The organism is Klebsiella sp. HMSC25G12, assembly GCF_001807705.1.
In the GTDB taxonomy this organism is placed as follows: Bacteria; Pseudomonadota; Gammaproteobacteria; order Enterobacterales; family Enterobacteriaceae; genus Klebsiella; species Klebsiella variicola.
Map to the genome: position 1 here is coordinate 50,293 of NZ_KV789926.1, position 15,080 is coordinate 65,372.

The 15,080-nt window shown below is 59.0% G+C and carries 13 protein-coding genes; 6 read left to right on the forward strand and 7 right to left on the reverse strand.

Annotated features, from left to right (window positions below; all coding sequences use genetic code 11):
- Positions 1–247 precede the first annotated feature (247 nt).
- From HMPREF3096_RS25835 to HMPREF3096_RS25855, 5 genes are all read left to right on the forward strand, one after another.
- On the forward strand, positions 248–1,768 hold the full coding sequence (locus HMPREF3096_RS25835; RefSeq protein WP_008806123.1) for an acetaldehyde dehydrogenase ExaC: 1,521 nt from the start codon (positions 248–250) through the stop codon (positions 1,766–1,768).
- 700 nt (positions 1,769–2,468) lie between these two features.
- Complete coding sequence (locus HMPREF3096_RS25840) at positions 2,469–3,062, forward strand: fimbrial protein (RefSeq protein ID WP_008806122.1); 594 nt, start codon at positions 2,469–2,471, stop codon at positions 3,060–3,062.
- 194 nt (positions 3,063–3,256) lie between these two features.
- Positions 3,257–3,919: a fimbrial biogenesis chaperone gene (locus HMPREF3096_RS25845; protein ID WP_008806121.1), complete on the forward strand. Its 663-nt coding sequence runs from the start codon at positions 3,257–3,259 to the stop codon at positions 3,917–3,919.
- A 78-nt stretch (positions 3,920–3,997) separates the two neighbouring features.
- A complete protein-coding gene (locus HMPREF3096_RS25850) occupies positions 3,998–6,511 on the forward strand; it encodes a fimbria/pilus outer membrane usher protein (RefSeq protein WP_032731125.1) in 2,514 nt (837 codons plus the stop codon).
- A 7-nt stretch (positions 6,512–6,518) separates the two neighbouring features.
- On the forward strand, positions 6,519–7,613 hold the full coding sequence (locus HMPREF3096_RS25855) for a fimbrial protein (protein ID WP_008806119.1): 1,095 nt from the start codon (positions 6,519–6,521) through the stop codon (positions 7,611–7,613).
- Here the strand turns inward: HMPREF3096_RS25855 and HMPREF3096_RS25860 are convergent.
- Both HMPREF3096_RS25860 and HMPREF3096_RS25865 read right to left on the reverse strand, forming a co-directional pair.
- Positions 7,610–8,299 carry a fimbrial biogenesis chaperone gene (locus tag HMPREF3096_RS25860; RefSeq protein ID WP_016161666.1) on the reverse strand — a complete coding sequence of 230 codons (690 nt, stop codon included), beginning with the start codon at positions 8,297–8,299 and terminating at the stop codon, positions 7,610–7,612. The two genes, HMPREF3096_RS25855 and HMPREF3096_RS25860, sit on opposite strands and share 4 nt — an antisense overlap.
- Before the next feature lie 36 nt (positions 8,300–8,335).
- Positions 8,336–8,887, reverse strand: a complete 552-nt coding sequence (locus tag HMPREF3096_RS25865) for a fimbrial protein (protein ID WP_012540815.1) — start codon at positions 8,885–8,887, stop codon at positions 8,336–8,338.
- Positions 8,888–9,352: 465 nt separating this feature from the next.
- Between HMPREF3096_RS25865 and HMPREF3096_RS25870 the strand changes: the two genes are divergently transcribed.
- Positions 9,353–10,189 (forward strand): transporter substrate-binding domain-containing protein, encoded by an 837-nt coding sequence (locus HMPREF3096_RS25870; RefSeq protein ID WP_050597284.1) that lies wholly within the window; start codon positions 9,353–9,355, stop codon positions 10,187–10,189.
- A gap of 54 nt (positions 10,190–10,243) precedes the next feature.
- On the opposite strand, the gene HMPREF3096_RS25875 is transcribed toward HMPREF3096_RS25870, so the two are convergent.
- The 5 genes from HMPREF3096_RS25875 to HMPREF3096_RS25895 all read right to left on the reverse strand — a co-directional run bounded on the left by HMPREF3096_RS25875 (position 10,244) and on the right by HMPREF3096_RS25895 (position 15,064).
- On the reverse strand, positions 10,244–10,864 hold the full coding sequence (locus HMPREF3096_RS25875; protein ID WP_012540816.1) for a hypothetical protein: 621 nt from the start codon (positions 10,862–10,864) through the stop codon (positions 10,244–10,246).
- Between the two features lie 157 nt (positions 10,865–11,021).
- Complete coding sequence (locus tag HMPREF3096_RS25880; protein WP_032731122.1) at positions 11,022–11,816, reverse strand: SDR family NAD(P)-dependent oxidoreductase; 795 nt, start codon at positions 11,814–11,816, stop codon at positions 11,022–11,024.
- Positions 11,817–11,876: 60 nt separating this feature from the next.
- Positions 11,877–12,809, reverse strand: a complete 933-nt coding sequence (locus HMPREF3096_RS25885) for a 2-hydroxyacid dehydrogenase (RefSeq protein ID WP_008806113.1) — start codon at positions 12,807–12,809, stop codon at positions 11,877–11,879.
- A 5-nt stretch (positions 12,810–12,814) separates the two neighbouring features.
- Positions 12,815–13,543: a class II aldolase/adducin family protein gene (locus HMPREF3096_RS25890; RefSeq protein WP_004899997.1), complete on the reverse strand. Its 729-nt coding sequence runs from the start codon at positions 13,541–13,543 to the stop codon at positions 12,815–12,817.
- Positions 13,544–15,064 carry an amino acid ABC transporter permease/ATP-binding protein gene (locus HMPREF3096_RS25895; RefSeq protein ID WP_008806112.1) on the reverse strand — a complete coding sequence of 507 codons (1,521 nt, stop codon included), beginning with the start codon at positions 15,062–15,064 and terminating at the stop codon, positions 13,544–13,546. It abuts the gene before it with no gap.
- Positions 15,065–15,080: the final 16 nt, after the last annotated feature.

Sequence of the window (15,080 nt, forward strand, 5' to 3'; positions counted from 1 at the left end):
GATGTTGCTGTGTTGCAATATTGTAGCCATTTGGTTTATTTGGTGTTGCGATTTGCAACACAGAAGTGGACATCTGTGCGACAGCGCCTGCCAGCCTGGTAAATAAATAATCCTAACTCATTAATAAATAATATAAATTGTTGGCAATAAAAAACTGGCATAACCCCTGCAAAGTGAGAAGCGTTCGGCGGCAAGTTTAAAAAATCAATATGCCGCTGCGTCTCAACCCTACAGAAGGAGATTTGCGATGCGTTATGCACATCCTGGCCAGCCCGGCGCCCTGGTTTCATTTAAATCCGCTTACGGCAACTTCATTGACGGTAAATTTGTCGAGCCGCTGAGCGGTGAATTCTTTATGAATACCTCCCCGGTCGACGGCAGCAACATTGCGCAGTTTCCCCGCTCGGACGCCAAAGACATTGAGTTCGCCCTCGATGCCGCTCACCGTGCGGCGCCGGCGTGGGGTAAAACGTCAGTGCAGCAGCGCTCCAGGCTGCTGCTACAGGTCGCCGATCGTATTGAACAGCACCTGGAGTATCTGGCCGTCGCGGAGAGCTGGGACAACGGGAAACCGATCCGCGAAACCCTGAATGCCGACCTGCCGCTGGCGGTGGACCATTTCCGCTACTTCGCCGGCTGCCTGCGCGCCCAGGAGGGAAGCACCGCCGAGATTGACGAAACGACGGTGGCCTATCATTTCCATGAACCGCTGGGGGTGGTCGGGCAGATTATCCCGTGGAACTTTCCGCTGCTGATGGCCGCGTGGAAGCTGGCCCCGGCCCTGGCGGCGGGTAACTGCGTGGTGCTCAAGCCGGCTGAACAGACGCCGCTGAGCATTACCCTGCTACTGGAGCTGATCGGCGATCTGTTCCCGGCCGGGGTGCTTAACGTGGTACAGGGATTCGGCAAAGAGGCGGGCGAGGCGCTGGCCACCAGCAAGCGTATCGCCAAGCTGGCGTTCACTGGCTCCACGCCGGTCGGGCGGCATATTCTCGCCTGCGCGGCGGAAAATATTATCCCCTGCACTGTCGAGCTGGGGGGCAAATCGCCCAACATCTACTTCGCCGACGTAATGGAGGGAGAAGAGGAGTTTATTGAGAAGGCGGTGGAGGGACTGGTGCTTGGCTTCTTCAACCAGGGGGAGGTATGTACCTGCCCGTCGCGGGCGCTGATCCATGAATCCATCTATGAGCCCTTTATGGCGCGGGTCATGGAGAAGGTGGCGCAGATCCGCCGTGGTGATCCGTTAGATACCGACACCATGATCGGCGCGCAGGCTTCCCGCCAGCAGTTCGATAAGATCCTCTCCTACATTCAGATTGCGCGGGAAGAGGGCGGGCAAATTCTGACCGGCGGCGAGCGGGCGGCTATCGCGCCGGCGCTGGATAACGGTTTTTATATTCAGCCCACGCTGATTAAAGGCCGCAACGATATGCGCAGCTTCCAGGAGGAGATCTTTGGGCCCGTGATCGGGGTGACCACCTTTAAGGACGAAGCGGAAGCGCTGACCATCGCCAATGAGACCCAGTTTGGCCTTGGCGCCGGGGTCTGGACGCGGGATACCAACCTCGCCTATCGCATGGGCCGCGGGATTAAAGCCGGCCGCGTATGGACCAACTGCTATCATGTCTACCCGGCGCATGCGGCGTTCGGTGGCTATAAACAGTCTGGCGTTGGCCGGGAAACGCACAAGATGGCGCTGGATGCCTATCAGCAAACCAAAAATCTGCTGGTGAGCTACGGCACCGCGCCGCTGGGCCTGTTCTAAATACAACCCCGCGCTTCTGTTCCAACCTCTGTCCGCAATCCGTCCGGGTTGCGGATTTTTTTAACTGCAAAATAACCCTGCTATTTAGCCGGTTTTATTGAGCGGCATGACCAACACATTCACACGGCTGATGTAATATCTTTCACTTGAAAATAAAAAGGGTTCCACAACAAGAAATTATGCGCAGTGAAGCGGACACTTGTGCTTCATTTATGTAGAAATGATGAATATTAATACCAGGAAAATTCCTAATTTTCCTGTGCTGCCGATCGGAAGCACAATAAAACAAGACAACTTTTTGAGTAATTAACTTTAAATTTGTTAATGGTTTTAATCTGTTGTTGTTTGAAAGTGTTTTATTACCGTTTGTATAGATATGTAAATTAACATTGAAAAGGCATTTCAAAAATAAATTTTATGCCTCTGATAATCATTAACTTATTCGTAACATTGTGCCGGGTTGCCTTTTGGTAGGTGCGGTAATATATTTATTTCGCACACCAAAATAACTTTTTTAGCTTCTGTTTTTTATTAATGGTCACCTTTTGACAGAATAAAGCAGAGCGAGAGGGCGTGTGCCTACTATCCTGCGGAAGGAACGCAATGAACATTTACAAGGAGGAACTGATGAGCAGCTTCGCGATAGCCAAGCGCTATTGCCGATGACTGTGTGATATATTCGTTAACGATGAGATAAATAATGAAAACCCAACTTCGTATTATGGCAATTCTCATGGGCGCGCTGGTTTCGGGCGCGGCAATTTCAGGCAATACGCAACCGGCAAGATCGACAATGACCGTTAACCCAGGCGCCAGCGCAGGCACTCAGGGTACCGGTGGGCAGGTAATTTTTAACGGCTCTATTACCGACAGCTCCTGCAACGTCGACAGCGGTTCAACCGGCCAGACCGTGGATCTGGGCAAATGGGCCAGCAGCTATTTTACCGGCACCGGCTCCGAAACCACCAAAACTCCCTTCCATATCAAAGTCAAAGATTGCCCGGCCAGCGTGGCCAAGGTTGCGGTGCTGTTTGACGGCGCGCGCGATCAGTCTGATACCACTCTGCTGGCCACCAATGGCGGCGCCACCGGCGTGGCGATCAAGCTGTATGAAGACGACCAGAACACGGCGGTCAGCCTCGGCAAAGTGTCCAAAGATCACCCGGTCGTCGCGGGCGCCACTGCCGGCACCGGCTCTGCTGACCTCGAGTTTTACGCCGACTATGTCTCTACCGGGGCCGTGGCGGCGGGCGATGCCAACGGTACGGCTAATTTCAATATGATTTATAACTAAGCATATTGCGCGTTATTCAGAGCCAGTCCATTGCGTCAGGATCCATAGCAGTTTGTTGAAACATTAATGGCGAAGCAGTCGCGATATATATTCGTGACGGTATTGTTGTTCCTGCTAATTATCTCAATGGTTACTGGCTCTGTTATTCACAGCTTTATTTTATTGTCTGTTCAACCTTTACCTGATGGTTATTAATGATGAAGAAAATAATTGCCGTTGCGGCTTTTCTGCTGTGCTCCACGGCAGCGCAGGCCGGTATTGTCATGGGTGGAACCCGTGTGATTTATCAGGAAGGGAAGCGTGAAGCCGCTATTTCAGTCACCAATGCCGATACTCACACACCCTATCTGGTGCAGTCGTGGGTGGAAAATTACGCGGAAAATGACAAGAGCAAGGTGCCCTTTATTGTGACCCCACCGCTGTTCCGTCTCGATCCGGAGCAGAATAACGTTCTGCGTATTAACTTTATTGGCGCCTCGCTGCCCGGCGATCGTGAGTCGGTGTTTTGGCTGAACGTCAAAAGTATTTCTCCGACGCCGCAGGGCGAGGTGAATAAGCTGCAGGTCAATATTAAGTCGAAATTTAAAATTTTCTATCGCCCCAACGGTCTGGCAGGCGACCCGGCAAAAGCCTGGCAGCAACTGAAGTTTACCCAGTCCGGCGGTCATCTGACGGTGGCAAACCCCACTCCCTATTTTGTCTCTTTTTACTCCGTCGCGGTGGGCGGGCAGAGCATCGATGAGCCAGGCATGGTGGCTCCGTTCGGCCAGAAAACGTGGCCGGTGAGCGGGCACGGCGCCGTCAAATGGCGGGCGATTAACGACTACGGTGGCGTCAGCGATTTCGCCCAGCAGTAATTCCCTTTTGTGATGACATGACCGGACGGCGCCAGCATGAAAAGAACAACAACAGCGAAGGTGCGGGAGTATGCCGCAATGCCAGTGACCGCAGGACGGGCGCTGGCGCTGGCGGCAGTGCCGACGATGATGTTTTGTCTCAGCCCGCTGAACCGGGCGCTGGCCGACGACTATTTTGACCCGGCGGCGCTGGAGTTTGCCGACCCGCAGCAGCAAACCTCCGACCTGCACTACTTCGCCAAACCCGGCGGGCAGCAGCCGGGCACTTACTCTGTCACCGTGGTGGTTAACGATCAGGAGCTGGGTCAGGCTGATATTACGTTTGTTGACGATGGCGGGAAGCTGCAGCCGGTGCTGACGCCCGGTCAGCTGGCGGATTATGGGGTCAACGTCAGCGCCTTTCCCGCCTTTCAAACGCTGCATGAAGGAGAAACCTTCACCCGGATCGAGAAGTTTATTCCCGACGCCAGCAGTCGGTTCACCTTTGCTAACCAGCGCCTGACGCTGAGTATTCCCCAGGCGGCGATGAACGTGCAAAGCCGCGGCTATGTCGATCCCTCGCGCTGGGACGATGGCGTGCCGGCCGCGTTTGTCGATTACTATTTTTCCGGCGCGCAAATAAAGAACGCCGATGACGGGGAGAGCAGCCGCTCAAACTACCTCAATTTACGCAGCGGCGTGAACCTGGGCGCCTGGCGGCTGCGCAACGTCTCCTCAATGCAGTACGACCAGCAGCGCCGGCACTGGGATACCCAGAGCACCTGGCTGCAGCGCGACGTCCGCTCGCTGAAGAGCTTGCTGCGGATCGGCGATACCTACACCACCGGCGATGTGTTTGACAGCATCCCCTTTCGCGGCGTCCAGCTGATGTCTGACGATGAGATGCTTCCGGACAGCCAGCGCGGCTTTGCCCCCACCATCCGCGGCGTGGCGCACAGCAATGCCAAAGTGACCGTCTCTCAGCACGGGTATGTGATCTACGAAACCTTCGTGTCGCCGGGGGCATTTGCCATCAGCGATCTTTACCCCACCTCGCAGAGCGGCGATCTGGAGGTGAAGGTGACCGAGAGCAATGGTTCGGTGCGCACCTTTACTCAGCCCTATTCCGCAGTTCCTTTTATGCTGCGCGAAGGGCGCGGCAAATTCAGCCTTAGCGCCGGGCGCTACCATTCGGGGGCGGATACCGTCCGCTCGCCGGAATTCCTGCAGGGAACCCTGTTCTACGGTCTGTCGGCGGGGTTTACTCTCTACGGCGGTACGCAACTGGCCCAGGACTATCAGTCCTGGGCGCTGGGCCTGGGTCGCGGCTTCGGCGAGTTCGGATCGCTGGGAGGCGACGTGACCCAGGCCGTCACCCGCACGCCGTCGGGCAAGCGCTACGCGGGCCATTCGCTGCGTGCCCAGTATCAGAAAGATTTTGTCAGCTCGGGGACCTCATTCAGCCTCGCCAGCTACCGCTACTCCTCCAGCGGCTATTACGATTTTGCCGAAGCCAGCGCGCTGGAAAGCGCGCAGGGGCAGGTGGACAACCGGCGTCGCCGGGAAGAGCTGTCGGTGACACAAAGCCTTGGCGGCCTCGGCAGTCTGGCGATCTCCGCCTGGTCGCAGGATTACTGGCACCGGCAGAGCCGGGATGAGACGGTACACCTCGGGTTCTACAGCGCCTGGAAGGGGATCTCCTGGGGCGTGGGCTATTACTACACCCGCGCCAGCAATCAGGAAAAAAATGACCGTTCCTGGTCATTTAATATCAACATCCCGCTGGGCGGCCCGCTGTCCGACAGCGCGGTAAGCTATAACACCACCTCGGACAGCAATGGCTATACCTCGCAGCAGGTCTCGCTGTATGGCGCGGTGCCGACGCGGCCAAATCTGTTCTATTCGGTCCAGCAGGGCTATGGCAACCAGGGGCGAGGCAGCAACAGCAGCGTCGCGCTGGATTACCACGGCGGCTTCGGCAACGTCCAGCTCGGCTATCGTCATGACGCCGCCAGCAACCAGCTGACCTGGGGAGGCGCCGGCTCGGTGGTCGCGCATCCGCACGGCGTCACCTTCGGCCAGACGGTGGGCGAGAGCTTCGCCATCGTCCGCGCGCCGGGGGCCGCTGGGGTGGCGGTACAAAACGGCAACAATGTGCACACCGACTGGCGCGGCTATGCCGTGGTGCCATCCCTGACCGCCTATCGAAAAAATGTCATTACCCTCGACACAGAGTCGATGGCCGACGATACCGACGTCGATCAGGAGGGGCAGACCGTGATCCCCGGCGGCGGCGCGGTGGTGATGGCCAACTACCGGACCCACATTGGCAACCGGGTGCTGTTTACCCTGCGCAATGCCCAGGGGCCGTTGCCGTTTGGCGCCAGCGCGCGGCTGGTCACGGCGGAGGAGAGCGGCAATGCGCCGGGCGGCATGGTGGCTGACGGTGGGCAGGTGTACCTCAGCGGCGTGCCGCAGGAGGGGACCCTGGCGGTGAGCTGGGTCGTTAACAACCAGTCGCAGAGCTGCACGCTGCATTTTCAACTTCCGGATAACCCACAGCAGAGTCTGAATACGGTGAAAACCGTCTCCGGACTGTGCCAGACACGCTGAGGCGGCTATGAAATCTGTTTTTCGTCTACTTCCTGTTCTCTTTCTGCTGGCGCTGAGTGGTTACCTCCCCGGCGTGCGGGCTGAAACCTGCCGCGCGAATATCGGCCAGACCACGGTCAATATTCCCAATATCAAATATTTACCCACGCTGCCGGTCAATACCCAGATGACCAGCGCGATGGCGGATAACGGCAGCGGGATCCCCTTTTCCTGCGACCTGCAGCTGCCGACGGCGAGCGCCAAACGCATCGTCTATAAGCAACTGAAAACCGGCGGCTCGCCGGTGGTGATTAACGGACAGCACGTCTACCCCAGCGCCATCGACGGCATCGGTTACTCGCTCAGCTTTCAGTGCGCGGGCGGCCCGATGCGCGCTATCGACGGCAGCCACTCCGCAGGCGGCGAGTCGGTGGTGGTGTGCGACAGCGCAATGCTTCCGGCGCTGATGACGCAGCAGCAAACCACGGTCAGGATCGCGGTGACCTTCTATAAAACCGGGACGGTGCAGCTGGCGGACGGGACGCACACCAACTCGCCGTCGCTGCCGCAGGTGGGGGAGATGACCATTGAGCAGCAGGCCAGCGGGAGCGCCAGCTATGTCGCCAGCGCGCCGGTCAGTATCGATATGGCGGCCCTGAACGTGGACATCGGCAGCAGCGGCAGCTGTCAGGTAGCGACGTCGACGATCCAGGTCACTCTGGGCACGGTAAACCGGGCGGAGTTTCACGGTAAAGGGAGCACCGGCGGCCAGGCGAAGCGCTTTTCGATCCCGGTGTTCTGCCCGTCGCCGACCGACGTGCGCATCGGCTTTTTCGGCGTCAGCGTGGAGAGCGATACCCTGGCCCTGAGCAAGGCCAGCAACAGCGCCAGCGGCGTCGGCGTGAAGCTGACCTACGGTAATAACCCCGGCGCGGCGGTCTCTGATGGCACCAGCGTTAAGATCAATGAGGCCAGCAACTTGCCGATCCTGAAAAGGGTGACCGGCACAAACGCCGGTACCGCCGAGGCGATCAATTTTAACGCCCAGTATGTGCAAACTGACGCCACGGTGGGGGCGGGCACGGCCAACAGCATGGTGACCTTCGCCCTGGAGTATAACTAGCCTGACGCTGGCGCATGGGCATTCTGCAGGGGGATGGGCACCACCGCGCCGTAGTCGTCGATATAGTTCAGCTGGTACAGGCGAGTGCTGTCGGTGGTCATCACGGTATGGCTGCTGTATGGCCGGAGCATCACGTTTCTCATCGGCGAGAGGTGGCCTTTATTATCGATCAGCGTCCCGTTGACCAGGGTGATATGCAGTGGGCCTGAGTTGGTAAAGCGCAGGTGATTCCCGCTCTGCTGCCACTGCAGCTTTTGCACCTCTCTGGCGAGGGTGGTGGTGATGGCGGGCGGACGATAAAAGAGCTTCAGGCGGGTACGGACGACAAATTGCAGCGTATGCGTGCCGACGGCTGCGGGAGGCGTCTCCTGGATATTGACCCAGTACACGCTTTCCCGATCGCCGGGCAGCCCGCCGCCGAGATAGATAAAGCGCAGCTGGGCGGATTGTTGCGGCGATAAATAGACCTGCGGCGGCGTCGCCACTATCGGCAGGCCGACGCGCGAGGTATTGAGTCCGGCGTCCAGCCAGATCTGCACTTTATAAGGCGTGCTGCTGCGATTGTGAATGTTCAGGCTGGCGACCTTTTCTTTCCCGGAATAGACCACCCGCGTGGCATTAATGGTGATCCCGGCGCAGGCCTGAAAGGTCACTGCGCAGAGCAGAATCGCCAGCTGTGTTTTCATGAGGACTCCCTTGACGTCTCATCCCTGACCGGGAAGCTATTCCTGCATAATGGTAAATCGGGCCGTCGCATTGCCGTCGCCGGGATCGGCGTGGGTTTTGTCCCAGGTGTAATAGAAGGCGTTCAGCCTGAAGGTTCCGGAGCCGCCGTCCACCGGGATCTCTATGCGGGGATCGTGTTGCGGATCAAGGCGTTCATCGAGGCTGAGCGGGGTGCCCGTGCGGTCAGTGAGCAGAATACCTACCTTGCTGGCCGGCTTACCGCTGCCGTCGAGCGCCAGCACGCGGTTTTCAGGTGTGTCGGCAGGCGAGGGGCCGTCAACCACAATGTAGTAAGTGCCTTTCTCACAATCTTTAACGCGAATGTCGATGCCGACCGCCGGCCCGGTCCCAGACTGACTGTTTTTCAGTCTCGACAGCGGAATAGCGCCCATACTGACGTCGATGACCCCGCTGTCGCTCACCCCTTCGAGCTTGCAGGAGGCGTTCACGACCTTGCCGATGAAATTCAGCTTGCCCTCTGCCGCGAGTGCAGGGACAGCGGCCAGCCCGGCAAAGACCGTCGCCAGACACAGCGTGATTATTTTCATTTTCTTTCCTTCTCTATTGCCCGTAAAGCTGGCGCCAGGGCCGTTATTTTGATGAGTCTTATTTACGCCAGGTATGTTTTTTATTAATTCATCTGACTGACAAATTTATTAATACCAGGAAATAAACTGGCTTGTTATTTAGGGGCTGCTTTTGTCGGGATAGTAGCGTGGGGGAATTGCGACGTAAATAAGACGGTTATTAACGCGAGTTGAATGCCAAATATCGCTCGATAAAATAAATTGCTATTTTAATTCAATTCATTAGAAATAGCTTATTGCTCTTTTTTGCCAGGTGTTCGAACCCACTTCATGGTGGAAAATACGATCGTTCACGTAAGGCTACGCCCGGCAGATGAGGGATCATTCACCGGAGGGGGCTGTTTTTTATCGCCAGATTTGCGATCGGCAACCGTGCTGCCGGGTTGTATGTCACGATGATTAAAAATAGGATGAATGCCCTGGCGTATGCTGCGGATGGTGTGGACTGATAAGCGGCCGATCACCCCGGCGCGAAAAATCGATAACGATAAGGATGGCGAGATGAAACTGACGGTGGGGCTGGCGCTGACGCTGGCGATAATGACCTGCGGCGCCCAGGCGCGCGATATGCAAACCATCGAGCACAGCGGTGAGCTGAAAGTGGGCGTGCCGGGCGATTACGCCCCGCTGGCGTTTCGCAATGCCGCCGGCGAGCTGCAGGGCTATGACGTGGACATGGCCCGCGATCTCGGGCGCACGCTGGGGCTGAAGGTGAGCTTCGTCTACACCAGCTGGCCAGCGCTCGCCGCCGATCTGCGGGCGGACAAGTTTGATATTGCGATGGGCGGCGTGACGCAGACTCCGGCGCGGGCGAAGGGCTTCGCCCTCAGCCACCCGGTAGTGGCGAACGGTAAAATCGCCTTAGCCAACTGCCAGGCCGCCCCGCGGCTCGGCTCGCTGGCGAAGATTGACCGCCCGGAGGTGAAGGTGGTCGTCAACCCTGGCGGCACAAACCAGAGCTTTGTCGATGAGCATATCAAGCAGGCGCAGATCATTCGCGTACAGAACAACGTCGACAATCTGGAGGCGCTGCGGCAGAAAACAGCCGATATGATGGTGACAGACCTGATCGAAGGCGACTATTACCAAAGCAAAGAGCCCGGCGTGTTCTGCGTTGCTAACGAAACACCGTTCGCCGGCACCGCCAGCGACAAGGTGTATATGATGAATAAGGATAACCCGGCGCTGCTGGAGAAAGTGAACCAGTGGCTGGATAGCCAGGACAAAGAGGTTCTCAAACGGAAGTGGAAAATTCGCGGTTAACGCGGCGGCGCGCCACCGCCGGCAGACGCGTCCGGCGGTGGTTATCGTCCACGGTTAGCGCTGCGGCGACAGGGGCTGTCGCGCGAGGCCGCGGAAGTAGCAGGCGTAGCCGAGGGTGGCGGTCAGGCACAGCATATAGCCAAACGACTCGCTGCCTTCCTCGACCGTGTTTTTCACCACCCGGGCGTAGTTCTCATCCAGCACGGCGTACCACAGGCCGTGCATGCCGAACAGCCGCGAGAAGACCAGAATCGCCAGCAGGCCGCTGATCATCATCCCGTAATAGGGCGTGCGGGTATACTCCGCCAGTTGCGACAGGGTCTGACGCAGATGGCGCAGCGGCGCCAGCAGCGACCCTACGGTGGCCAGCAGGGCAAACCACACCCAGCTGCCGTGGGAGAGCAAATCAAACAGGCCATCCAGTTCACGGATCAGCATGGCGAGGAAGAAGCCGCCGATGAGGATATTGCTATAGCGCAGGTGGGTATATTTTCGCGCCAGCAGGAAGTGAACCAGTACGATGACGGCCAGCACGCTCTCCTGCACCACTTCGGTGAGCGACACCTCCGGGATGTCGTTGCCAAACACCCGAATATCCACCCATAGACAGAGTACCGCGAGGGCGGCTGCGACCGCCGCGCCGAGAAAGAATAGCAAGCTTCGTAACAGAGACATTAACACCACAACTTATACTTAAAAGAAATATCATAAGTTTTGGGAATGCATGTTCATGCTCACTTTGTGCGACTTTGCCGCGTTTTTTTAACATTTTGCGCGGTTTAGCGCCGGCGAAGGCGACAGGGGAGGGTGACTCCCCTGAATGAGGTGGGCGTCAGAGAATATCATCCACCACGCCGCCGTCGACGCGCAGTGCGGCACCGGAGGTGGCCGATGCCTGCGGCGAGCAGACGTAGACCACCATATTGGCGACCTCTTCCACCGAGGCCGCCCGCTGGATCACCGAGCTCGGACGATGGGTCATGACAAACGCTTTCGCCAGTTCCTCCAGCGACTTGCCGGTTTTCGCCACGTCGTCTTTCAGCATCTCGGCAAAGCCGTCGGAAATCGTCGGCCCTGGCAGTACGCTGTTAACGGTCACTCCGCTGCCGGCGACATATTTCGCCAGGCCGCGGGCCAGCGACAGCTGCGCGGTCTTGGTCACGCCATAATGGATCATGTCCGCCGGGATATTGCGCGCCGATTCTGAGGAGATAAACACCACCCGCCCCCAGCCTTTACTGACCATCGCCGGGAGCAGCCCCCGTGACAGGCGTACGCCGGACATGACGTTGGTCTGCCAGTAGTTGTCCCATGTCGCGTCGTCGGTGGCGTAGAAATCCTGCGGGCCATAGATCCCGGCGTTATTGACCAGAATATCGACCCCGGTCACCGCCCGCAGCAGCTGGGCTGCGCCGTCGGCGTCGCTGAGGTCGGCGATGGCGGGTCGCGCCTTCGCGCCCGACACCTCATTTTGCAGACGAGCGATGGCGGCGTTCACGCTCTGCTCGCTGCGCCCGTTAATGATGATCTCTGCGCCGCTCTCCGCCAGGCCTTTGGCGATGGCGAAGCCAATACCCGCCGTGGAGGCGGTGACCAGCGCGACTTTCCCCGCTAAATCAATCTTCATGTTCCTGCCTTCTGGTTGTGGATCTCCCATTAAGCGTAGCAGCGGCAGTATGGCTGGGGATCAGTAACCGGCGTGCTTATTGACCAGGTTCTTCAGCGGCAGCCCGCGGCGCTGGCGCTGAATGTTCTCCAGCAACTGGCGGGCGATCACCTCGGCAGGGGCCGCAGAGGCCATATGCGGGGTGATGACCACCTGCGGATGGCGCCACAGCGGATCGTCCGCCGGCAATGGCTCCTGCGGGAAGACGTCGAGCACCGCCCCGGCGAGCTGGCCGCTCTCCAGCGCCGCCAGCACATCGTCATTGACCATATGCTCCCCGCGGCCGCAGTTGATCAACACCGCCCCGGCGGGTAGCCGGTTGAACAGCGGCGCGGCGAGGATACCTCGGGTCTGCGCGGTGAGCGGCAGGAGGTTAATCAGCCCGTCAAGCGACCCAAGAAAGTGGTCGAGCGCCTCCTCGCCGCGATAGCAGGTGACACCAGCCAGCTGCTTTTCACTGCGCGACCAGCCGGAGACCCGATAGCCGAGGCGGGCCAGCTGGTCAGCGATATAGCCGCCAATTTCGCCCAGACCCATAATGCCGATATGGAAGTCGGCGGCGGCGCGCTGGGGATAGAGCTTCCAGGTTTGGGTTCGCTGGTGGGCCAGCGCCCGGTCGAAATGGCGCTGAAACCACAGGACGCTCCACAGAGCATATTCGAACATGCCGTGGCGAAAATCTTCATCGATCACCCGGCACAGCGGGATCTCGCTGGCGAACAGCGCGGGCGGCAGATGATCGACCCCGGCGGACGCGGCCTGGATCAGCTTCAGCCCCGGCGAGCGGCTCAGCAGCTGCGGGTCCGGGAACCAGCAACTGGCGTACTGGGCGTCGCGTGCCGCCTGGTGATGGGGCAGAAGCGCCGTGACGTCGGGAAACTGCTGCAGGGCGGCGCAAATATCGCGGGCGAAATCCGCGTCGTTACAATCCACAACGATAGTGATATCAGACATAGGCGTTAGTCTTTGTAAGAGGTATCGAGACGGTCAAGACGGCGCAGCCACGCCTGCCAGACCTGTTGACGTTCATGCTCCACGCCCATCAGCTGCTCGCAGGCGTGCTGGCTGAGGTGCGGAGCGATGGTGTGGATCGGGCTGAGGGCCGCCAGCTGGGCGGTGGCCATTTGGATCTCGCAGGCGCGGTTCAGGTAGTACATGATGTAAAACGCATCGGCCACGGTGCGGCCCACCGACAGCAGGCCGTGGCTCTGCAGGATCATGGCGATATTATTCCCCAGCGAGCGCTGGATGCGCGCCCGTTCGTCGAGGTCAAAGGCCACCCCTTCATAGGGATGGTAGCCGACGCGCTGGTAAAACTCGGTGCTGATCTGGTTAAGCTGCAGCAGGCCGTCCTCGCAGGCGGCCACCGCCATTCCCGGCAGCGTATGGGTGTGGATCACGCAGTGGGCGTCTTCCCGGGCCATATGCACCGCGCTGTGGATGGTAAAGCCCGCCGAGTTAGCTGGCGCGTCGCCCTCTACGACCTTGCCCTGCATATCCACCACGATCAGGTTGCTGGCGGTGACTTCGTCAAACATCATGCCGAAGGGGTTAATTAAAAAACGCGGCTCGCCATCGCCGGGCAGGCGCACGGAGAAGTGGGTGTAGAGGGTATCCTCCCAGCCGAACAGCGCCGCCAGCCGGTAGGCGGCGGCCAACTGCTGGCGCAGGTGTTGCTCAGTTGCCATTTAGCGTACTCCCATAAATTCACGGATTCGTTGCAGAGAAGGGGCCTCCAGCGGGCTGCGGATCACCTGCGGGGCGATATCGGCCTGCACCACGCCGTTCTCCATCAGCACCACGCGGTCGGAAATCGACAGGGCGAAGTCCATCTCGTGAGTGACAATCAGCATGGTCATGCCTTCGCGGGCCAGCGACTGAATGACCTTCAACACTTCGCCTACCAGCTCCGGATCCAGCGCCGAGGTTGGCTCGTCAAACAGCATAATGTCCGGCTTCAGCGCCAGCGCCCGGGCGATCGCCACGCGCTGCTGCTGGCCGCCTGAGAGCTGCCAGGGGTATTTGTGGGCATGGGCCAGCAGGCCGACGCGGTCGAGCAGCGCCAGGGCCTGCTCGCGGGCGACCGGCTGGTCAAGCAGCTGGTGATAGCGCGGGGCCAGCATCACGTTGTCGAGCACCGTGCGGTGGGGGAACAGGTTGAAGCTCTGGAAGACCATGCCGATGCGCCGCACCCCGGCGCGCATCTGGCGTTTGTCGACGATGGCTCCGCCCTTCAGATAGTCCTCGCCGTAGAGAATGATCTCCCCGCCATCAAGGCTTTCGAGGGCGTTGATGGTGCGGATCAGGGTGGTTTTGCCGGAGCCGGACGGGCCGATGATGCTGATCACCTCCCCGTTCTCCACCTGCAGATCGATGCCTTTCAGCACCTCATGCTGACCCCAGGATTTACGGATGCCCCGCAGATCGAGCGCTGGCGGCGCGCCGTTGACGGCCGGCGTTTTGATCTCCTCCGTCAGCGCCGGCAGGCTCTGGCGCAGCGCCTGGCATTCCGCCTCGCTGAGGGTTTGCGGACGCTTGCGCTGAATATCGAGACGATTTTCCAGCGCCCGGAACAGCCAGGTGAAGACGGTAACCACCATCACGTAGTACACCGCCACCGCCAGCAGAGTCTCCATCACGAGGAAATTTTGCGCATACAAGCGCTGGCCGGTGAGCAGCAGCTCGGGTAAGGAGACCACCGACAGAATCGAGCTCAGCTTAATGATGGTGATGTATTCATTGATCAGCGTCGGCAGCGAGATGCGAAACGCCTGAGGAATAACAATCAGCCGCTGGATGCCGATAAAGCTGAAGCTCAGCGCATGGCCCGCCTCGCTCTGCCCCTTGGCCACCGACAGCAGGCCGCCGCGGTGGATCTCCGCCATATAGGCCGCTTCGGTGACGGTCATCGACACCAGCCCGGCGATAAACGGCACCCCGAGTAGCGGCTGGGTCACCGGAAACAGCTGCGGCAGGTTGTAGACAAACACCAGCAGCACCATCAGCGGCACGCTGCGAAAAAACCAGATATAGAGTTCGACGGGGATCTTGACCCAGCGCGGCGCGGAGAGCTTCGCGCAGGCTAACAGAAAACCGACCACCAGGCCGATCCCCCAGGACAAGGTGCTGACCACGATCACGGTCACGCACGCCTGCCAGAATGCTCCAATGCTAAACAGTGAAAAAAAGTATCCCCAATCGAACGCCATACCGACTCCTGTTGCG